Raw genomic sequence first — 20,542 nt, forward strand, 5'->3', positions numbered from 1 at the left:
ATTGCTGCTTGCGCTGCTGGGAATGAACGTCATAGCGTTTTTTCACGCGTGGCGCTTCACGCATTTCGTGGCGCCTACCGGGCCGCGCACGCAAAGCCCGGAACGGGTTTCCACTGCGCAGAAGCTGACGCTGTTGCTTACCGGTGTGCGTAACCCCAAGCCGGTGAACGAGGGCGTGCCGTCTTTCCCCTACCGATCTATTTTCGTTCAGAGTCCCAATGGTCGGCTGGCCGCGTGGTATAGTCCGGTGGCGAAGCGGCGCGGTACGGTGGCGCTGTTTCATGGCTACACTAGCAACAAATCGAAGCTGGTGACAGAGGCAACCTACTTTCGTCGGTTGGGCTATGCGGTGTTGCTGGTCGATTTTGCTGGTAATGGCGGCTCTGAGGGTTACCGTACTACCGTTGGCTACCGCGAGGCGTACGATGTGGCGGCGGTAGTGCAGTGGTTGCAGCGGCAACCTGCTACCGGCCCGCTTGTGCTGTATGGCCCCAGCATGGGTGCCGTGGCCATTTTGCGGGCTGAAAGTGAGCTGGGCGTTCGGCCGGCGGCCAATATTGTGGAATGCCCGTACGGCAGTATGCTGCAAACCGCTCAAAACCGCTTTGCGGCTATGCATGTACCCAGCTTTCCGATGGCACATTTGCTGGTATTTTGGGGCGGCGTGCAGAATGGTTTCTGGGCCTATGGGCTGAAGGCCACCGACTACGCTCCCCACATCACTACCCCTACCCTTCTGCTATGGGGCGAGCAGGATGCCCGCGTAACACGCGCCGAAACAGACGCCGTTTTCCGTGGGTTGCGCGGGCCGAAGCAGCGGCAGGATTTTGCGCTGGCCGGCCACGAGCCCTACTGGCGGAAACAGCCCGCACTGTGGCAACAAACCGTGGCAGGTTTTCTGGCTACTATTCCGTAAGACTGATTGACTATCTGGAGGGTAGAGACACAACATCGTGTGTCTCCTCGTTGCTGATGTGATTTACTCAGACGGTACTACTCATGGGTCGTTCAACGACGAGCCACAAAATGTTGTGGCTCTACCCCATCAGATTATAAAGCAGCTATCGTGTTCTAACTGTGTCGATTGAAGGACATACCCCACACTGTCAAAGCAGAGTAGAAAATCCTGCACCCACCAAGGACACGCTATGCAAAAGAATGCTTTACGCCTCTTCCTGTTTCTACAAATTGGCGCATTTGCTGCGAAAGCGCAGCAGCGAGATTTGGTTGCTTATGTGAATACGTTGCAGGGTACGAATTCCGACTTTCACCTGACCCGCGGCAACACCTACCCCACCACGGCCCTACCCTTCGGAATGCACACCTGGACGCCGCAAACCGGCAAGAACGGCGACGGCTGGAAATACCAATACGCTAAAAAAACCATCCGGGGCTTTCAGCAGGCGCACCAGTGCAGCTCCTGGACCGAGGACTACTGCGTGTTTTCGCTAATGCCGGTGAGCGGCCAGCTAGTGGTAGGGGAAAACGAGCGAGCCACCGGCTTCTCCCACACCGACGAAATCGCGAAGCCACACTATTATAAAGTCACGCTCGCCAACCACGTCACCACCGAAATAGCACCCACCGAGCGCGGTGCTCACCTGCGGTTTCGGTTTCCCAAGGCGGCCAGCTATGTGGTGCTCGATGGCTACACCGGTATTAGTGAGCTGAAAATATGGCCGAAGGAGCGGAAGATAACCGGGTACGTCAGCAACAACAAAAGCAATAAAGACCACTCGTTGAAGAGCTACCTGGAAGTGGTCTTCGACCAACCCTTCACGGTCTACGGCACTTGGGAGAACCGTAAGAACACGGTGCAGGCTGGCCAGCAACAGAGCGCCGGCGAAGGGGTAGGCGTGTATCTGCGCTTCAAGGACGGCGCTACGGTACAGGCCAAGACTGCCTCTTCCTACATCAGCCCCGAGCAGGCCAGCGTGACGCTGCGGGCAGAGTTGGGCAAGTTCAAAAAGCTGGAAGAAACCAAAGCCGCTGCTGCCACTACTTGGAACCGACACTTAGGCCGGATTAATATGGAGGGCGGCAGTGAAGAAGACAAAGCCACGTTCTACTCCTGCTTTTTCCGGGCCAGCCTATTTTCGCGGCAGTTTTACGAGTATGACAAAACGGGCAAACCTTACTATTTCAGCCCCTACGACAGCAAGGTGCACGATGGCTACATGTTCACCGACACGGGCTTTTGGGACACTTTCCGGGCGCAGTTTCCGCTGAATGCCTTGCTCTACCCTACCATGCACGGCCGCTATATGCAGGCCTTGCTGGCGGCACAAGAGCAATGCGGCTGGCTGCCTTCGTGGTCGTTTCCCGGCGAAGCGGGTAGCATGATCGGCAACCATGCCATTTCGTTGCTTACGGATGCCTGGATGAAGGGCATCCGCACCTTTGACCCCGAACAAGCCCTGCGCGCCTACCTGCACGAGGCCACCAACAAAGGCCCCTGGGGCCCCGCCAACGGCCGCCACGGCTTCGCCGAGTACTACCAGCTCGGCTACGTGCCCTACCCTAAATATCGAGAGGCCACGGCCAAAACCCTGGAATACGCCTACGACGATTTCTGCGCGTATCAGCTGGCCAGCGCTATCGGCAACAACTTCTACAAGGATATTTTTGCTCGCCAGATGTACAACTACCGCAACGTATACGACCCGCAAACGGGCTTCATGCGGGGTAGGCAGGCCAACGGCGAGTGGGTAGCGAATTTCAGCCCCGTAGAGTGGGGCGGCCCCTTCACTGAGGGCAACGCCTGGCACTGGGAGTGGTCGGTATTTCACGACGTGCAGGGGCTTATCAACCTGCTGGGCGGCAAACAAAACTTCATTAGCAAGCTCGATTCGGTCTTCTCGGAGCCCAATACGGTAGCGGTAGGAACCTATGGTGGCATGATTCACGAGATGACGGAAATGGTGATGGCCGACATGGGGCAGTACGCCCACGGCAACCAGCCCATTCAGCACATGCCCTACCTCTACACCTACGGCGGGCAGCCCTGGAAAACCCAGCAACACGTGCGCGAGGTGATGCGCAAGCTCTACAACGCCACCGAAAACGGCTACCCCGGCGACGAAGACCAGGGCCAAACCTCCTCCTGGTACGTGCTCAGCGCCCTAGGCCTCTACAGCGTGTGCCCCGGCACCGACCAGTACGTGATTGGCAGTCCGGCCTTCCCCAAGGCTACCCTCACGCTGGAAAACGGCCGGCAGTTCGTCATGGAGGCTCAAAACAATACGCAACGCAACGTCTACATCCAATCGGCCACACTCAATGGTCAGCCCTACTCCCACCACTGGCTCACGTATGGCGACCTGACCAAAGGCGGCAAGCTGACCTTTCAGATGGCCGATACGCCGGCTCTGACCAGGGGAACAGCCCCGGAGGATGCGCCTTTCTCGTTGTCGAAATAGGGTCACTGTGACCCCACCCCCGGCCCCTCCCCTCCGGGAGAGGGATGCCAGACGCAAGAAATCGTTGAACGCACCCCTCTCCCGGAGGGGAGGGGACGGGGGTGGGGTCACGCCGAGCGCTAACAGTCGAGCTACACATGTATGCAATGCATAGCTCCTTACCTCTGCCTACCTGTCACCTAATCCCTACCCGTCAGATTTCGTTAAAGTCAGTCCGTCGGATATCGACGGCGCGGAATATTGAAAAATGACAATCTGTCACAAAAAAAGGGCTGGTACGCTGCTTGTATCTACCCTTGCGTGCCTGAGTTGCACACTATTCCAAGACACTTCAACTACACACTATAACCCTCCAACATGGGAAAGATAATCGGTATTGACCTCGGTACGACCAACTCTTGCGTCGCCGTAATGGAAGGCAACGAGCCGGTCGTAATTCCGAACAGCGAAGGCCGCCGCACGACGCCGTCGATTGTGGCGTTCCTTGATAACGGTAAAGGTGAGCGCAAAGTAGGTGACCCCGCCAAGCGCCAAGCCATTACCAACCCCACCAACACCATTGCGTCGATCAAGCGTTTCATGGGCCGCAGCTTCTCCGAAGTACGCGGCGAAACCGACCACGTAGCCTACGATGTGCAAGGTGGTTCGAACAACACGGTCGGCGTGAAAATCGGCGACCGGCAGTACACGCCGCAGGAAATTTCTGCGATGGTACTGCAAAAGATGAAGCAAACTGCTGAAGACTACCTCGGCACTACGGTAACCGAAGCCGTTATCACGGTTCCGGCCTACTTCAACGACGCCCAGCGCCAAGCTACCAAAGAAGCTGGTGCTATTGCAGGCCTCGACGTGAAGCGTATCATCAACGAGCCTACCGCCGCTGCCCTGGCTTACGGCCTCGACAAGCAGCACAAAGACGAGAAAATTGCTGTGTACGACCTAGGTGGTGGTACCTTCGATATCTCGATTCTGGAGCTGGGCGACGGTGTGTTCGAAGTACTTTCTACCAACGGTGACACCCACCTTGGTGGCGACGACTTCGACCAGGTAATCATCAATTTCTTGGCCGATCAGTTCAAAGCAGAAAACGACAACCTCGACCTGCGCAACGACCCCTTGGCCCTCCAGCGCTTGAAAGAAGCTGCTGAGAAAGCGAAGATTGAGCTGTCGTCGTCGAACGAGACGGAAATCAACCTACCCTACATCACGGCTACGGCTACCGGTCCTAAGCACTTGGTAGTGAAGCTGAGCCGCGCCAAGTTCGAGCAGCTCTCCGACGACCTCGTGCGTCGTTCGATGGAGCCTTGCAAGAAGGCGCTGCAAGATGCCGGCCTGTCGGCTTCCGACATTGACGAGGTTATCCTCGTGGGTGGTTCTACCCGCATTCCGCGCATTCAGGAAGAGGTAGAAAAGTTCTTCGGCAAGAAGCCTAACAAAGGTGTAAACCCCGACGAGGTAGTAGCCATTGGCGCTGCCATCCAGGGTGGTGTACTGACCGGCGACGTGAAAGACGTGCTGCTGCTCGACGTAACGCCCCTTTCGCTGGGTATCGAAACGATGGGCGGCGTGATGACCAAGCTCATCGAGTCGAACACTACGATTCCTACCAAGAAATCGGAGACGTTCTCCACGGCTTCGGACAACCAGCCTTCCGTGGAAATCCACGTGTTGCAGGGCGAGCGTCCGATGGCTTCTCAGAACCGCACCATCGGCAAGTTCCACCTGTCGGACATTCCGCCAGCACCCCGCGGTGTTCCGCAGATCGAAGTAACCTTCGACATCGACGCCAACGGTATCCTGAACGTATCGGCCAAAGACAAAGGCACCGGCAAGGAGCAGAAGATTCGCATTGAAGCTTCGTCGGGTCTGTCGGATGCTGACATCGAGCGGATGAAGAATGAGGCCAAGGCCAACGAGGCAAACGACCGCGCCGAGGCTGACCGCATCAAGAAGGTGAACGAAGCTGACTCGATGATTTTCCAGACCGAGAAGCAGCTGAAAGAGTACGGCGATAAGCTGAGCGGCGGCAACAAAACGGCCGTTGAGAATGCCCTCGCCGACCTCAAGAAGGCCCACGAGAGCAAAGACCTCGCGCAGATCGACTCGGCTATGGAAGCCATCAATGCAGCTTGGCAGAATGCTTCGCAGGAGATGTATGCCCAGGGCGGTCCGCAAGGTCAGCCCGGTGCCGAAGACTTCGGCGGGCAACCCGGCGGCAACGGCCAGCAAGGCCAGCCCCAAGGCGCCGACAACGTAACCGACGTGGACTACGAAGAAGTGGACGGCAGCAAGTAATTGCTGACACGTTATAAGTAAAAAGGCCCGGAAGAGATTCTTCCGGGCCTTTTTGCGTTATTTTTTCTCTGTCATTCTAATACTTCTGTCATCCTGAGCTTGCGAAGGAACTTATCACGTGAGAACGACATACGTACCAACGACTCGTTCAACTGGCATAAAGTCCTTCGCAAGCTCAGGGTGACAATTATTGCTTCTCCTCTTCTGCCTCTACCTTTTCGGCGTCGGGGCAGTGGGTGGGGGTGCTGCGCACGTGGGCAGGTACGGTGATGGTCTTGCCGTGATAGGTACGCGTGTAGGCCGGCACCCGAATAAACTTTTGTCCTTTTTCTGTCTGAGCCATGTTGCTGTTGATTAAGGCCAAGTGGCCTGTGCAGCCACGGAGCTATTGGCGTTCGGTATAAGTAGACCTACGACACAAATTCGTCCGCTGTTTCACCTTCTTGCTCAGGTATTTATTTAACTTGTGGCTGCAAAATCGTTTTAGCAGCAATTGGTGGTTGTCGGGCTGAGCCTTTAATAAGTCAGGCAACCCTTCTATACTGGTGCTAGGAAAAGCAACTAATAACCTGTATGTTGAGTCATTTGGCACCTAGTGTTCGTGCGTGGTTACCGGCTTTTGGCTCTCTTCTACGATCTACCTGCTTGTGCAGGCACCAGTTATTGTCTTGTTCTTCGTTTCTCACTTCCTACCCTACCCATTAACCAGACCCTCATGAAAATTTTCGTTGTCGGTATTGCGACTCTGATAGCCTGTAGCCCGCTCGCGTCGGCAAACAAGCAGACAGCCGGGAAGAAGCCCCAGGTATTGTTTGATGGCAAGACCACCAACGGCTGGCACACCTATCTGAAACCAGATGCCACACCCGCCTGGAAAGCCGTGAATGGCACCCTGCAACTAGACCCGAAAGCGGAGGGCCGCGGCGACTTGGTGACGGATAAAGAATACGAAAACTTCGAGCTGGCGCTGGACTGGAATATCACTGAGGCCGGCAACAGCGGCATCATCTTCGGCATACAAGAAGATCCAAAATTTCATGCTACCTACGAAACGGGCATAGAGATGCAGGTGTTGGACAACATCAAGGCATCGGACAACAAAAAAGCAAACCACCTGGCCGGCTCCTTATACGATATGAAGGCCCCAGCCAAGGACGTAGCAAAGCCTGCCGGCGAATGGAACAAGGTGAAGCTGCGCAAGCAGGACGGCCACCTAACGTTCTGGCTGAACGGCAGCAAGATCGTGGAGACGCAGATGGGTAGCCCAGAGTGGAACGAGCTGATCAACAATAGTAAATTTAAAACCTGGAAGAACTTTGCCGCCTATCCCAAGGGCCACATCGCCTTGCAAGACCACGGCCACGAGGTATCCTTCCGCAACATTACCATCACCGAGCTATAAAGTAATGATGAGCTTCGGGTTGCCAGCCCGTTTTTGGATTTGGCAGCTTGTACTCACCATCGACAACTAACCTAAACGATGAGCACATTCGAGATTAAGAAATCGGGGACGGTATATGATGCCGTGATTGTAGGATCGGGGGCCGGCGGCGGCATGGCGGCCTACGTACTGGCCCATGCCGGCCTAAAGGTGCTGATGCTGGAGGCCGGCGCCTACTTCGACCCGGCTAAGGACGCGCAACAACTGAAGTTTTCGTACGAGTCGCCGCGGCGTGGGGCTTCCACGGTGCGGCCTTTCGGCGACTTTGATGCGGCCTACGGGGGCTGGGAGCTGGATGGTGAGCCGTATACTACCAAAGACGGCACGCAGTTCGATTGGTTTCGGGCGCGCATGTTGGGCGGACGTACCAACCACTGGGGCCGTATTTCGCTGCGCATGGGACCACTCGATTTCAAGAGCCACCAGATAGACGGCCTCACCGACGACTGGCCCATCACCTATGATGAGGTGAAGCCTTTCTACGACAAGGTTGACCGCATGATTGGCGTGTATGGCACCGTGGAAAATCTGGAAAACGAGCCCGATGGCATTTTCCTACCTCCACCCAAGCCCCGCCTCAACGAGCTGTTTATCAAGCAGGGCGCCGAGAAGGCCGGCGTGAAAGTTATTACGGGCCGCGGCTCGGTGCTCACCGAAGCCCTACCCAACAACAAAGACCGGGGCGCCTGCTTTTTCTGCGGGCAGTGCGGCCGCAGCTGCAAAGTATACGGCGACTTCTCCGCATCGTCGTGCCTGGTGATTCCGGCCCTGAAAACCGGTAACCTGAAGCTGATTACCAACGCCATGGTGCGCGAGGTGCTGACCGATGCCGACGGCCTGGCTACGGGCGTATCGTACGTAGACAAGGAGACGTTGCAGGAATACCAGGTGCTAGGCAAAACAGTGATTTTGGGCGCCAGCGCTGGCGAATCGGCCCGCTTGCTGCTCAACTCTGTTTCGGCGCATCACCCTAATGGGCTGGCTAACAGCAGCGGCGTGGTAGGCAAGTACATCCACGACTCGACTGGGGCTAGCTTGGGCGGTTTCCTACCCCAGCTCATGGACCGCAAGCGCTATAACGAGGATGGCGTGGGCAGCGTGCACATCTATACCCCGTGGTGGCTCGACAACAAGAAGTTGAACTTCCCACGCGGCTACCACATCGAGTACGGCGGCGGCATGCACATGCCTTCCTACGGCTTCGGCATGGGCATGCACAAGCTCAACGGCCTGGTGCCCGACCGCGACGGCAACAAGCGGGAAGCTGGCGGCTTTGGAGCATCACTGAAAGACGATTACCGCCGCTTCTACGGCACGCAGGTAGGTATGGCCGGCCGTGGCACCGCCATTGCCCGCATCGATAACTACTGCGAAATCGACAAGGACGTGGTGGATAAATACGGTATTCCGGTCCTGAAATTCCACTATAAGTGGACCGATGCCGAGGTGCAGCAGGCCAAGCACATGCAAGAGACTTTCCAGGAAATCATGCACGGCATGGGCGCCGTTATCACCTCCAAAATACCTGGTCCCGAAACCAACTACGGGCTGGAAGCGCCGGGCCGCATCATTCACGAGGTAGGCACCGTGCGCATGGGCGACGACCCCAAGAAATCGGCGCTCAACAAGTGGTGCCAGGCGCACGACTGCCGCAACCTGTTTGTGGTAGACGCGGCTCCCTTTGTGCAGCAAGGCGACAAAAACGCGACCTGGACCATCCTTGCCCTGTCGATGCGGACGAGCGAGTACATCCTGGAGCAGCGCAAAAAACTGAATGTATAATCAGACGCTTGATTTTTTATTCCGATGAAAAGACGGGAATCGTTAAAAGCTATCGGCCTCACGGCCCTTTCCACCGGGTTGCTGCTGGACTCCTGCAAAAGCGACACGGAGAACAAACAGGTCCCTACCTCCAAGCAGGCCACTCCCGAAGACACCGCCGGAAGGGAAGCCTTCGAAATAGAACGCGATAAGAAGCTGCACGCCGAAACGTTCTTCACCAAGCACGAAATGGCGACCATCACAGTGCTGGGCGACATCATCATACCAAAAGATGAAAAGTCGGGTAGTGCTTCTGATGCGGGTGTGCCCGAGTTCATTGAGTTCATTGTGAAGGACATTCCGACGCACCAGGTGCCCATGCGCGGCGGGTTGCGGTGGCTGGATATACAGTGCTCCAACCGCTACGGCAAGCCCTTTGTGGAGTGCAGCCAGCAGCAGCAGCTGGAGATGGTGACGGCCATTGCCTACCCCCTCAAGGCCAAGCCAGAGATGGCACCCGGCGTCACGTTCTTCAACCGCATGCGCGACCTGACAGCTACAGGCTTCTTTACCAGCAAAATCGGCATTGCCGATATTGGCTACGCCGGCAATGCGCCCAACCGCTGGACTGGCGTGCCCGAAGACGTGCTGAAACAGTACGGTATGGAAAACGTGAAGGTGTAGGGCATTTGCCTACCCAAGTAAGCCCGTCATGCTGAGCATGCTTGTCCTTACCCAAAATTCAAACGCCCTTCCGGTCATGTGGCCGGAAGGGCGTTTGAGTTTTGGGTAAGGACAAGGGCAATTACTGACAGGGGCTTTTTCGTAGCTTGGCAGCTCACCTTTTCATAGACTACCAATGGCGCAACGAGTAATTACCGAAGTAATCAGCCTGGCTTCTACAAAACTGGCTTCTGCAGCAGCATATACGGTCTCTTTGGAGATGAAACCAGAAGGCGACACGGCCAAAGCCATGAAAGATGGATGGGTAATCAAGCAGGTCTCTACTTGTATTGAAAGTGGCTATCACTGCTCAACCTTTATTTTGGAAAAGCCAGATGTAACCCAATCAGAATTTTAATCTTAACCAATAAAAAGCCTTGCCTCTTGGCTTGTCCTTACCCAAAACTCAAAAAGCGCCGACCTACCGGCCGGCGCTTTTTGAGTTTTGGGTAAGGACAAGCATGCTCAGCATGACGGGCTTTTTTCTACATTTCTCATTATCTTATTCATAACCCGTTCATCGTACTATTGCTATACTGCCGTATGCATTTTCTCATTATCGGGGCGGGGATTGGTGGTTTAACGGCGGCTCTGGCCCTGCGGCGGCAGGGCCATACGGTGCAGGTATACGAGGCAGCACCTATATTGTGTGAGGTAGGCGCGGGCGTGGTGCTGGGTCTGAACGCCATGCGTGCGCTCCACGATTTGGGCTTGCACGAGGTAGTGCGAGCCGCGGGCAGCCCCATCATGGAGCTACACTTAGTAGACCAGCAGGGTAGACAGCTGAACCACACTGATACGCGCCCGTTCAGCCACCGGCTGGGCTTCGAGAACCTGGGGATTCATCGGGCGGCGCTACAGCAGGCGCTGCTGCACCAGTTACCCAGCCATTGCCTGACGCTGGCCTGCCCCTTCGAGCGGTTTGAGGTGCTGGCTACCGGCGAGGTGCGCGCCTACTTTGCTAATGGCAGTCAGGCGGTAGGCAATGCCCTTCTGGGCGCCGATGGCATCCGGTCCAGAGCGCGGCGGCAGTTGCTGCCGGGTACCGAGCCGCGCTACGCAGGCTACACCTGCTGGCGGGCTGTGGTCGATGCGTCGGCCCTTGGCCTACCAACCGGCCACGCCTACGAGACATGGGGCCGCACCGGCCGCTTTGGCTACGTGCCGCTGGCTCATGGGCAAACGTATTGGTTTGCGTGCATCAATAGCGCCCAGCCGCGCAATCCGCAGTTTCAGCGTTTCCGAGCGGCCGATTTGCGGCGGCATTTTGCTGATTTTCACGCGCCCATTCCGCAACTGCTGGCCCTCACCCGCGACGACCAGCTCCTCTGGAACGACATCACCGACCTGAAGCCCATCACACATTTTGCTCACGGCCCGGTGCTGCTACTCGGCGACGCCGCCCACGCCACGACCCCCAACCTGGGCCAGGGTGCGGGGCAAGCCGTGGAAGATGCCGCCATTCTGGCCAATTGCTTGGCCAACCAATCTGATATACGAGAGGCTTTCCAAACGTTTGAAGCCCGGCGCCATGCCCGCACCACCCGTATTGTGCGGCTGTCGTGGCACTTGGGCAGGGTAGCCCAGCTGGAAAACCCTACCCTCGTTCGCCTGCGCAACACCATCATGCGGTACGTGCCAGCCAGCATCAATCGACAACAAATGGCTTTTCTATTTGAAGAAGGATATTGAGTTGTGAAGTGCGGGTTGTAAGTAGCTTCTAGCAAAAAACCATCTGTCATTTTGAGCTTGCAAAGGACCTTCTCAGCTAAAACGACCATCATACTAACGACTCGTTCTGACGTGAGAAGGTCCTTCGCAGGCTCAGAATAACAGATGGTTTCTAGTTTAGTACCTCACATTTACTGCTTACCCTCCGCTTCCTCGCGCTCCTCTTCGGCTTCTTCGGCAAAGCCAGCGGCTATTTTTTCCTCGGCTTCCTCGTGGTCCTCGGCGTCGGGCTTGGCGGCTTCTGCTTCCTGTTCGTCTTCGTCCTCAGGCTCGTAGCTCAGAGTGATGCAGATAGGAAAATGGTCGGAGCCGATGTATTCCAGGCGATGCATCTGCACTACCTTGAAGTGGGGTGAGTGGAAGATGTGGTCCAACGGCCAGCGTAGCAGCGAGTAATCAGCGTGGAAGGTCGGCATCATGCCCCGCCCGAGACGTGGATCGAGCAGGCCACTGATGCGCCGAAACAGCTCGGATGTATGGGACCATGCTACATCGTTCAGGTCGCCGGCTACAATCGTGGGCTGATCCTTGTTCTCGATTTCCCGCCCAATCAACAGCAGCTCCGCGTCGCGGCGGGTGCTGGTTTTAGCCTCGGCAGGTGCCGGCGGCTTGGGGTGCAGGCAATGCAGGCACACTTCCTCCCCCGATTTCAACACTACCTGCGCATGAAATGAAGGCACTTCGTCGTCGATGAGGTAGCGAATGTGGGCATCGCGCAGCTCCAACCGCGAAAACAGAAGGAGCCCATACGTATTGGGCAGCGGCTCGTAGGCCGTATAGGGGTAGTCCTCTTCCAACACACGCAACTGATCCAGCCACCATTGGTCTGTCTCGACGGCCAGCAAGATATCCGGCCCGCAGTCGCGGATGGCCCGCAGGCAGCTGGGCGCGTCGCGGTTGGTCATCAGCACGTTGGTCACCATAATGGTGATCTGGCGGTCTTTGTTTGCAATGCCTTCCAGGTCGCTGTCGGCCACTTGTTTGGGGCGCAGGGACGTATAGGGCAAAATGCGAAATATCTGATACACACCGCATACGCCTAGGACCACGGCAAGCACAATACCACTAGGCTCAGTCGTCATACGTAGGGCAAATAGTGCGGCTTCGCTCAACAAAGCTCCTGCAACGATTTGCAGACGAGGGAAATCAAACACCCGGATCCACCATGCCTGTGCCTTCACCAAAGGCACCACGGTGGCCACAATGGCCACACTTGTAAGCAACAGGGTTAAAGATTGGCTGAGGAGTAGCCACAAAGGGCCGTCTAGAGTCAACAAGGGGGTAGCAGTTTAGGTCGGAGGGACGAGAGTTAGGGCGAAAAGATACCTATACGCAAGTCAACAGTAAAACAAACATACACTTTTGCATTTTTGCGGTGGCGCGGCAGCGTGTACCTTTACCCGACAGGGTCTTCAACCCGCTGCCTTATGGACATAAATATTCTGATTGCCACGTTCACCACGTTGTTTTCCGTGGTGAATCCGTTTGGGGCCATGCCAGTTTTCCTGACCCTAACCGAAAATGACACTGCTCCCGAGCGCAGCCGCACGGCCCTGCGTGCGTGCATCTATATGGTGTGCATCATGTCCGTGTCGTTTTTTGCCGGTCAATACGTGCTCAATTTCTTTGGCATCAACATTTACCACTTGCGCATTGCGGGCGGCATTCTGCTGATGCGCTCGGCCTTCGACCTGCTCACGCCGGGCGCCAACAAATCGAAAGTATCGGATGCTACGGTAGAGGACAGCAAGCAAAAAGATGATATTTCCTTTACGCCGCTGGCCATGCCCATGCTCTCGGGGCCGGGCTCTATTGCTGTGTGCATTGGCTTGTTTACCAGTCGATTGTCGTATTCCGGAGTGGCGCTTACCCTGGTGGGGTTTGTGCTGGTAGCCGCCGCTAGTTTCTTAATCCTCGTCAGCAGCCTGCGCCTTACCCGCGTGATGGGCCGCGCCGGCATGACGGCCATGGCCCGCGTGATGGGTTTTCTCACGCTCAGCATTGGCGTCAGCTTTATTGCCACGGCTATTCGGGCGTTGTTTATGGCGAGGTAAAACCAACGCCTGTCATCCTGAGTACTCCGCGCATCAAGCGGCGACGAAGGACCTTCTCCCGCTGGAACGAGTCGTTGTTACGCCTGTCGTTCTCACGTGAGAAAGTCCTTCGCTGCGCTCAGGATGACACGTGCTCTTCAACTCACCATTTCACAACCTCACAAATTCACTATTTCCCCTCTACCTTTGCGGCATGCTCAAGAATGATCTGCTGTTACGTGCCGCCCGCGGCGAAGAAACCGAACGCACTCCGGTCTGGCTTATGCGCCAGGCAGGCCGTATTCTCCCCCAATACCGCGAGCTGCGGGGCCGCCTCAGCGGCTTCAAGGAGCTGGTAGAAACTCCTGAGCTGGCAGCCGAAGTCACCATTCAGCCCGTAGATGCGCTGGACGTAGACGCGGCCATCATTTTCTCTGATATTCTGGTGGTGCCCGAAGCCATGGGCCTACCCTACGAGATGGTAGAGGCCCGCGGGCCGCTGTTCCCCAATACCGTGAAGTCGGCGCAGGATATAGCTCGCCTGCGCGTGGCCGACCCCGAGGAGCACCTGGGCTACGTGCTGGAAGCCATTCGCGTCACCAAAACGGCCCTGAACGGTCGCGTGCCGCTTATTGGGTTTGCTGGGGCTCCCTGGACCATTCTGGCCTATATGGTGGAAGGCCACGGCTCCAAGACGTTCTCCAAGGCCCGTCGCCTACTCTACGCCGAGCCCGAGCTGGCGCACGAGCTACTACGCAAAATCACGGCGACTACCATTGCTTACCTCCAGGCACAGGTAGCAGCCGGTGCCAATCTGATTCAGGTGTTTGACTCATGGGCCGGCATCCTACCCCCCGACCACTACCGGGAGTTCAGCACACGCTACATTCGCGAAATCTGCCAGGCCATTCCCGATGTACCCGTGACGGTGTTCGCCAAAGGTGCCTACTTCGCCACCGCCGATTTTGCCGAGCTACCCTGCCGCACCATTGGCCTCGACTGGAACGAGGACCCGCGCAATGTGCGCCCACTCGTAGGCGACAAAACCCTGCAAGGTAACCTCGACCCCTGTGCCCTCTACGGCTCGCCGGAGCAGGTGCGCCAGGCGACCATCGAAATGCTGCGTCGCTTTGGGCCGCACCGTCACATTGCCAATCTGGGCCACGGCGTCTACCCCGATACCAACCCCGACAACGTGCGCGTGTTCATTGAAACGGTGAAGGAGTTTAGCACCACGCTGCGGGCGTAACCCCTACCCTACCTACGCACAAAAGCCCGCCGGAAGAGTATTCCGGCGGGCTTTTGTATTCGTACGCTATTCTTATTTCTCTAAAACTCGAATACTAACCCGACGATTGAGCGAGCGGCCATCGGGGGTGTCGTTGCTGGCGATGTTGTCCAGGGAGCCGTAGCCGATGGCTTCTACGTTGTTCGGATCGACGCCCATGCTGATGAGGGTAGAGCGGGCGGCTTGCGCTCGGTCGCGGCTCAGGCGCAGATTGAGCAGCGGGTCGCCGGAGCTGTCGGTGTAGCCTCCAATCCGCACTTCGGCTTTGGGAAAGGTCTTTAGAATGCTGGCTACGTTGGAGAGCTGCCACATCGATTCATTGGTGAGCGTGGCTTTGCTCGACTCAAAATAAATGCGGTCGAAGCCAATCCAGCCTTTCAACGGGTTCAAGGTATCCACTGCCATCAAGGGGTCGGCCAGGAACTGGTACAGGCGACTTTCGGTGGAGTTGGAACCGATAATCTGCTGTAAGCCACCGCTTAGCTTTAGTACCACCGGCACCCCGGCGTTGCCATACACGTAGCCACCGCCACTGTTGGGGGTAGTGTTGGTCGCAATGACCTCGGGGTAGCCGCCAGCGGCCTGAAAATTTTCGTTGGTCACCACGTTGATGGGGTTAGCGGCGTCCCAGGTGCTTCGATTATCGGCGGCGGCAGTGGGTAGAGAGAACCGGTCACTGGCCGATAGCGCATTGCTGGCCAGGGTGTTGTCGGGCAGTTGGTAGTTGATGGTAGGAGCCGTTTGCCGGCCCAGCACGAAGCTCGCAATGGCAATGGCGACCATCAGTGCAATCCAGCCCCAGCGGCCGCTACTCCCACCACGGGCAGGCACCGGCTCACGTGGTGCGGCGGTGAATGCGGGCAACGGCGGCAAGGCCAGGCGGACGCGTGGGGCTTGCACTTGCCCGTTGCCCTGTGCTTGCAACCACTGGCTAAGAGCCTCGGCATCCCATTGGTTGGCAGCGGCTTTCTGGCCCAAGAGCGCAACTGCCGCAAGGGCTGCCTGACCAACCAACTGGTTTACCTCGCCGGCATCAGCGCCTGTATCAGTTACTATATTGTGCATTGTGCCGTGGTAGCGGTCCTCCAGCAACGATTTCATCAAATCGTTGCCTTGGTTGCTAGCCGCTGGGTCGCGCAAGGTGGCGGGCTGCTTAAGCACTTGCGAAGCAGCCGTTTGGTGGGCCACGTTCCAGATTACCTCTTGCCCACCTGCCTGCCGGGCCACTTCGGTTAGCTTGGCTACCACCAGTTCGGTAACACGGTCAACTGCTGCCACAGAATCAGTTGAAGCGGCGGTTGTACTCGGCAGCAGCGCATGGCTTTCAAGGAAATGCCTGATTTCATCCGAAAAGTTCTGCCTGTCAACCATAAAGGAACCACTTTAGTATTCACGTATCATATATGAAATCCAATTTTTTAATGGATTATCACTAATTTATGTACGTAAATAGCAAGCAGGCAGATTGATGGCTCCATTAAAATCTTTGCTTGTCAAGCATAAGCTGAGTCTTCGTGAAAGAACAACTAATGCTTGCTGACTTATGCACTACAACCGTTTCGCTTAAGCTAGCCCAAGCTCAGGCCTACGGTCTGGGCTTCTGTCAATAGCTGCTGCTTGGCGATTGGCACCACCCCTACCTGCTCACATACTAGGCCGCCACCCAGGTTGGCCAACGCGGCGGTGGCCGGAGCACCTACCCCCAACGCCACGCACAGGGCTGCAATGCTAATCACTGTGTCGCCGGCCCCCGAAACGTCGGAAATAGCGCGTATATGGGCTGGGATGTAGGTTTGCTTCTGTTGCGCATCTTCGATAAACACCCCACGCTCCGAGAGCGTCACGAGCACGTTGGCCGGTTGCAGTTCCTGCCGCAGCCGCGCTACGGCCGCTTCAAAGTAGGGGCGGTCGGCGTCGGTATCACCGAATTCCAGCTTCAGCCCCTCGCGCAGCTCTTTCAAGTTGGGCTTGAACAGCGTGCAGTATTGGTAGGCTAGGAAGTTTTTCTTCTTGGGGTCGACCACCGTAGGCACCTGCCGCGCACGCGCCAGCTGGATGAAACGTTGAATGGTCGCTTCATTCAGCACGCCTTTGTCGTAATCCTCAAATACGACCACATCGGCGCGGGCCAATAGCTGTTCGTAGCGAGCGTGCAGGCTGGTGTTTTCGGTTTCGTTGAGGTCGTGCTCTACTTCTGCATCGAGGCGGAGTAGTTGCTGCCCGCCGGCCAGCACGCGCTGCTTCACGGTGGTAGGGCGGTGGGCACTACGCACAATGCCCTCGGCCGACAGTTTCCGCTCCTGCAACAACGTCAGCAGCTGGTCGCCGCCCTGGTCCTCGCCTATCACGGCACATAGCAAGGGGGTAGCACCCAAGGCCTGCACGTTCAGGGCCACGTTGGCGGCACCACCCAGGCGTTGCTCGGTACGCACCACATTCACCACCGGCACCGGCGCTTCCGGCGACAGGCGGCTGGCTTTCCCCCACACGTAGGCATCCACCATTACATCGCCCACAATCAGCACCTTGAGTTGGTTGAACGCGGAAAATAGATCGGATAACGTGGTGGGTGTAGCAAGCTGAGGCATTACGCAAAGATTAGTAAGGCCGCAAAGGTAGGAAATGGTGAAGTGGTGAGGTTGGGAGATGGTGAAATGGCGAAGGGTGAAGTGGTGAGATAGGAAGACAAGAAGAAGGGTCTCATCCTGAGCGCAGCGAAGGACCTTATCACGCGTGAACGACAGGCGTAACCACGACTCGTTCTACCGTAATAAGGTCCTTCGCTGCGCTCAGGATGAGACCCTTCTTCTTGTCTTCTTATCTCACCACTCCCTACCCTAACTTCTCAATGCTAATCTTGATGCGGTTGAAAGCTTCTTGCAGCTTCTCATCGGCGGCGGCGGTGCTGAAGCGGATACAGTTGGGCGCCCCGAAAGCGTCGCCGCTGACGGCTACCACGTGTGCATCGCTGAGCAGGTAGAACGCTACGTCGGCTGAAGTTTCCAGCACTTTGCCCTCGGGTGTGGTCTTGCCAAAGCAGCCGCTCACGTCGGGGAAGATGTAGAACGCCCCCTCGGGAACCGGCGTGCGGAAGCCGGGGATGTCTTGCACCAAGTCCAGCACCAGGTCGCGGCGACGACGGTAGGCGGCTACCATTTCGTCGGCGGAGGCGCGGCCACCTTGCAGGGCAGCCAGGCCGGCGCGCTGGGCAATGGAGCACGTACCGGACGTAATCTGGCTCTGAAGCTTGTCGCAGGCCGAGGCGATTTCCTTGCTGGCCGCCAGGTAACCCACGCGCCAGCCCGTCATGGCGTAGCCTTTCGAGAAGCCATTCACGGTAATTACCCGGTCTTTTATCTCCTCGAATTGCGCGATGCTCACGTGCTCGCCCACGAAGTTGATGTACTCATAAATCTCATCGGCCATCACCAGCACTTGGGGGTGGCGGGCCACTACCTCGGCAATAGCCGCTAGCTCCTCGCGCGAGAATACGGCGCCTGTAGGGTTGCAGGGCGAGGAATACATAATGAGCTTGGTGCGCGGCGTAATGGCCCCTTCCAGCTCTTGGGCCGTCACTTTATAGTCGTTTTCGATGGTGCCCATCAGCGGTACGGGCACGCCTTCGGCCAGCTTCACCATTTCCTCGTAGCTCACCCAATAGGGCGCAAACACGATTACCTCATCGCCGGGGTTTATCACGCTCAGCACCACGTTGGCCAGCGACTGCTTGGCGCCGGTGCTCACCACAATCTGGTCGGGCTGATAGTCGAGGTTGTTGTCGCGCTTGAACTTGGCGGAAATTTCCTGGCGCAGGTCCAGGTAGCCGGGTACGGGTGTGTAAAACGTGTAGCCCTCGTCAATGGCCGTTTTGGCGGCGTCTTTTATGTACTGCGGCGTTTGAAAATCCGGCTCACCAAAGCTCAGGCTGATAATATCAATACCTTGGGCGGCCAGTTCGCGGCCCTTTTTGGCCATGGCAATCGTTTGGGATTCCTGCAAAGCGTTGATGCGGTCGGACAACACGGAGGCAACGGAGGTAGCGGAGCTGGACATGCGAAAAGGATGAAACAGGTCAGAAGTTCGGCCAATGTACGGATTTGAGTTGAAGCCGCGCCGCTTTACCTGCTCTTTTTACGCTGCCGACTACTCAGTCGCGCGGCGCATTATTGGCTTCCGGCACCCAGCCCAGCCACCGAAAGCAGCGCACCAGCACGCTCATATCCGGGGCGGGCGAATAGGTAGTAGCAGCTTGCTCCGGCGCATAATAATCGCCGGGTGATACGCGGCTGGAGCTACCCACAATATACTCGCTTCCTTGGGCCAGTATGCGATACGCAACTTCCAGCCGTTGGGGCAATTGCGTCATCAGGGTCATGATTTGCTGCGACGTTAGGTCTTGGCCACAGAATACCAATTCGTCTACCCGGTAATGACGAATGAGGGCTTGCAGCTCGCTCACGGTACCCAACTCTCCTGGGCTTACCTGAGTAGGGCTTACGTGCCCCACCACATACACAGGCGCGCCAGCTTGCCGCAGCAATTTGCGCACCCGGCTGCTTTCACCCTCTGAACCCACAATGGCCACGCGCCGGGTGCGGAACTGGTGCAGGTGCACGCTGCCGTGACGCACGGCATGCACCGCCATTCGCCAGCCCGCCATTACAGCCGCTGCCCAGCTACCGCCCAGCAGCAGGGTTTTGGCCGCGTAGCCTGCTTCCGCAAAACCATCGACAGCTAGTAGTGCTACCGTGCCCAACAAGATGCCCCGCACAATGGGCCAGAGGCGCGGGGGCTGGTCGTAAGTACCGCTGAGGTAGGCGGCCGTCAGCCAGGTAGCCACCCACGCCGGCACGGCGGCTGGGCCAGCCAGCGCTGCTTCGGGCCAAACGGACCGCAACGCAATCAGCCCGGCGCCTACCCCTATGGCATCCAGCAGCACGGGGGCACAACCGGCCACTACACGGTGGGCCACGGCGGCCCCGGCACGCAACCAAATAGCCAGATTCAGCAACAAGCTAAACACCCCGGCCTTGCCCGGCGCGAAGTGTTTGCCAGCAAAAATGACCATGGCCCGATAAAACATGAACACGTAGTTGATGCTTGTGCGCCGGGTGCTTTCGCCTTTGTAATGAATGATGCGGGTGCCGGGGTAGTAGTAGTTTTTCCAGCCGCCCTGCGTGAGTCGGTACGACAGGTCAATGTCTTCCCCGTACATGAAATAGTCCTCGTCGAGCAGCCCTACCTCGTCCAGCGCTTGTCGGCGCATCAGCATGAAAGCGCCGCTGAGCACTTCTATTTCGTGGGTTTGGTCCTTGCTGAGGTAGCCCAGGTGGTAGCGCCCAAAGGTGCGCGACTTGGGTAGCAGCCACGCCAAACCGAATATTTTGTAGAATGCCACCCAGGGCGTGGGCAGGCCGCGCTTGCTCTCAGGCAAAAAACGGCCTTGGCCATCCAGCATGTGTACACCCATGCCGCCGCCCTCGGGGTGCTCGTCCATAAACTGGCAGCACTTCCGGAAGGTGTCTTCCTCCACTACCGTATCGGGATTGAGCAGCAGCATGTACTGGCCGCGGGCGTGGCGCAGGGCCTGGTTGTTGGCGGTGCTGAAACCGGGGTTGGTCTTGTTTTCAATAAGTACTACCTCCGGGAAGCGTGCCCGCACCATCGCTACCGAGCTATCCGCTGAGTGGTTGTCTACCACAAACACCTCTACTGGCTCGCCCAGATGCGCCGCCGCCTTCCGCACCGACAACAGGGCCTGCTCCAGGAAGTGGCAAACATTGTAGCTGACAATGACGACGGAGAGCTTCACGCGGCGGGTAGGTAGGGGGGAGTGCAAGGTGGGCAAATT

16 protein-coding genes are annotated in these 20,542 nt (G+C 57.3%); 10 read left to right on the forward strand and 6 right to left on the reverse strand.

Translation table 11 applies throughout. The features are described 5' to 3' along the window. Positions 1-22 precede the first annotated feature (22 nt). The 3 genes from F1C16_RS11970 to dnaK all read left to right on the forward strand — a co-directional run bounded on the left by F1C16_RS11970 (position 23) and on the right by dnaK (position 5,714). Complete coding sequence (locus tag F1C16_RS11970) at positions 23-916, forward strand: alpha/beta hydrolase (RefSeq protein WP_185280883.1); 894 nt, start codon at positions 23-25, stop codon at positions 914-916. A 232-nt stretch (positions 917-1,148) separates the two neighbouring features. Further along, the gene (locus F1C16_RS11975) at positions 1,149-3,419 is read left to right on the forward strand and encodes a GH92 family glycosyl hydrolase (protein WP_185280884.1); all 2,271 of its coding nucleotides are present in this window, start codon (positions 1,149-1,151) and stop codon (positions 3,417-3,419) included. Positions 3,420-3,776: 357 nt separating this feature from the next. Continuing rightward, positions 3,777-5,714: a molecular chaperone DnaK gene (dnaK, locus tag F1C16_RS11980; RefSeq protein WP_185280885.1), complete on the forward strand. Its 1,938-nt coding sequence runs from the start codon at positions 3,777-3,779 to the stop codon at positions 5,712-5,714. 187 nt (positions 5,715-5,901) lie between these two features. Here the strand turns inward: dnaK and F1C16_RS11985 are convergent, their stop codons facing one another. After that, positions 5,902-6,057: a hypothetical protein gene (locus F1C16_RS11985; protein ID WP_185280887.1), complete on the reverse strand. Its 156-nt coding sequence runs from the start codon at positions 6,055-6,057 to the stop codon at positions 5,902-5,904. A 372-nt stretch (positions 6,058-6,429) separates the two neighbouring features. Between F1C16_RS11985 and F1C16_RS11990 the strand changes: the two genes are divergently transcribed. The 5 genes from F1C16_RS11990 (at position 6,430) to F1C16_RS12010 (ending at position 11,331) form a co-directional block, all read left to right on the forward strand. Then, positions 6,430-7,116 carry a DUF1080 domain-containing protein gene (locus F1C16_RS11990; RefSeq protein WP_185280888.1) on the forward strand — a complete coding sequence of 229 codons (687 nt, stop codon included), beginning with the start codon at positions 6,430-6,432 and terminating at the stop codon, positions 7,114-7,116. Between the two features lie 78 nt (positions 7,117-7,194). Further along, complete coding sequence (locus F1C16_RS11995; protein ID WP_185280890.1) at positions 7,195-8,937, forward strand: GMC family oxidoreductase; 1,743 nt, start codon at positions 7,195-7,197, stop codon at positions 8,935-8,937. A gap of 24 nt (positions 8,938-8,961) precedes the next feature. Next, entirely contained in the window at positions 8,962-9,600 is a 639-nt protein-coding gene (locus F1C16_RS12000) for a gluconate 2-dehydrogenase subunit 3 family protein (RefSeq protein WP_185280891.1), read from the forward strand. 175 nt (positions 9,601-9,775) lie between these two features. After that, positions 9,776-9,997, forward strand: a complete 222-nt coding sequence (locus F1C16_RS12005) for a hypothetical protein (protein WP_185280892.1) — start codon at positions 9,776-9,778, stop codon at positions 9,995-9,997. Between the two features lie 185 nt (positions 9,998-10,182). Then, on the forward strand, positions 10,183-11,331 hold the full coding sequence (locus F1C16_RS12010) for an FAD-dependent monooxygenase (protein ID WP_185280893.1): 1,149 nt from the start codon (positions 10,183-10,185) through the stop codon (positions 11,329-11,331). Between the two features lie 170 nt (positions 11,332-11,501). Here the strand turns inward: F1C16_RS12010 and F1C16_RS12015 are convergent, their stop codons facing one another. Continuing rightward, on the reverse strand, positions 11,502-12,593 hold the full coding sequence (locus F1C16_RS12015; RefSeq protein WP_219733330.1) for an endonuclease/exonuclease/phosphatase family protein: 1,092 nt from the start codon (positions 12,591-12,593) through the stop codon (positions 11,502-11,504). Between the two features lie 204 nt (positions 12,594-12,797). On the opposite strand from F1C16_RS12015, the gene F1C16_RS12020 reads away from it, so the two are divergent. After that, positions 12,798-13,424 (forward strand): MarC family protein, encoded by a 627-nt coding sequence (locus F1C16_RS12020; protein ID WP_243900333.1) that lies wholly within the window; start codon positions 12,798-12,800, stop codon positions 13,422-13,424. Between the two features lie 193 nt (positions 13,425-13,617). Continuing rightward, a complete protein-coding gene (hemE, locus tag F1C16_RS12025) occupies positions 13,618-14,652 on the forward strand; it encodes a uroporphyrinogen decarboxylase (RefSeq protein WP_185280894.1) in 1,035 nt (344 codons plus the stop codon). Positions 14,653-14,724: 72 nt separating this feature from the next. On the opposite strand, the gene F1C16_RS12030 is transcribed toward hemE, so the two are convergent. From F1C16_RS12030 to F1C16_RS12045, 4 genes are all read right to left on the reverse strand, one after another. After that, positions 14,725-15,969, reverse strand: a complete 1,245-nt coding sequence (locus F1C16_RS12030; protein WP_185280895.1) for an OmpA family protein — start codon at positions 15,967-15,969, stop codon at positions 14,725-14,727. A gap of 290 nt (positions 15,970-16,259) precedes the next feature. Beyond that, entirely contained in the window at positions 16,260-17,279 is a 1,020-nt protein-coding gene (locus F1C16_RS12035) for a bifunctional heptose 7-phosphate kinase/heptose 1-phosphate adenyltransferase (RefSeq protein WP_185280896.1), read from the reverse strand. Between the two features lie 244 nt (positions 17,280-17,523). Continuing rightward, complete coding sequence (locus F1C16_RS12040) at positions 17,524-18,744, reverse strand: pyridoxal phosphate-dependent aminotransferase (RefSeq protein WP_185280897.1); 1,221 nt, start codon at positions 18,742-18,744, stop codon at positions 17,524-17,526. Positions 18,745-18,838: 94 nt separating this feature from the next. Next, entirely contained in the window at positions 18,839-20,530 is a 1,692-nt protein-coding gene (locus F1C16_RS12045; RefSeq protein ID WP_219733331.1) for a glycosyltransferase, read from the reverse strand. Between the last annotated feature and the right edge of the window lie 12 nt (positions 20,531-20,542).

It is taken from the genome of Hymenobacter sp. NBH84, from assembly GCF_014217645.1.
GTDB lineage: Bacteria > Bacteroidota > Bacteroidia > Cytophagales > Hymenobacteraceae > Hymenobacter > Hymenobacter profundi.

What these genes read in the sequence shown, in the direction of transcription:
- F1C16_RS11970 (WP_185280883.1), top strand. Translation starts at nt 23, where the DNA reads ATGAACGTCATAGCGTTTTTTCACGCGTGGCGCTTCACGCATTTCGTG.
- F1C16_RS11975 (WP_185280884.1), top strand. Translation starts at nt 1,149, where the DNA reads ATGCAAAAGAATGCTTTACGCCTCTTCCTGTTTCTACAAATTGGCGCA.
- dnaK (WP_185280885.1), top strand. Translation starts at nt 3,777, where the DNA reads ATGGGAAAGATAATCGGTATTGACCTCGGTACGACCAACTCTTGCGTC.
- F1C16_RS11985 (WP_185280887.1), bottom strand. Translation starts at nt 6,057, where the DNA reads ATGGCTCAGACAGAAAAAGGACAAAAGTTTATTCGGGTGCCGGCCTAC.
- F1C16_RS11990 (WP_185280888.1), top strand. Translation starts at nt 6,430, where the DNA reads ATGAAAATTTTCGTTGTCGGTATTGCGACTCTGATAGCCTGTAGCCCG.
- F1C16_RS11995 (WP_185280890.1), top strand. Translation starts at nt 7,195, where the DNA reads ATGAGCACATTCGAGATTAAGAAATCGGGGACGGTATATGATGCCGTG.
- F1C16_RS12000 (WP_185280891.1), top strand. Translation starts at nt 8,962, where the DNA reads ATGAAAAGACGGGAATCGTTAAAAGCTATCGGCCTCACGGCCCTTTCC.
- F1C16_RS12005 (WP_185280892.1), top strand. Translation starts at nt 9,776, where the DNA reads ATGGCGCAACGAGTAATTACCGAAGTAATCAGCCTGGCTTCTACAAAA.
- F1C16_RS12010 (WP_185280893.1), top strand. Translation starts at nt 10,183, where the DNA reads ATGCATTTTCTCATTATCGGGGCGGGGATTGGTGGTTTAACGGCGGCT.
- F1C16_RS12020 (WP_243900333.1), top strand. Translation starts at nt 12,798, where the DNA reads ATGGACATAAATATTCTGATTGCCACGTTCACCACGTTGTTTTCCGTG.
- hemE (WP_185280894.1), top strand. Translation starts at nt 13,618, where the DNA reads ATGCTCAAGAATGATCTGCTGTTACGTGCCGCCCGCGGCGAAGAAACC.
- F1C16_RS12035 (WP_185280896.1), bottom strand. Translation starts at nt 17,279, where the DNA reads ATGCCTCAGCTTGCTACACCCACCACGTTATCCGATCTATTTTCCGCG.
- F1C16_RS12040 (WP_185280897.1), bottom strand. Translation starts at nt 18,744, where the DNA reads ATGTCCAGCTCCGCTACCTCCGTTGCCTCCGTGTTGTCCGACCGCATC.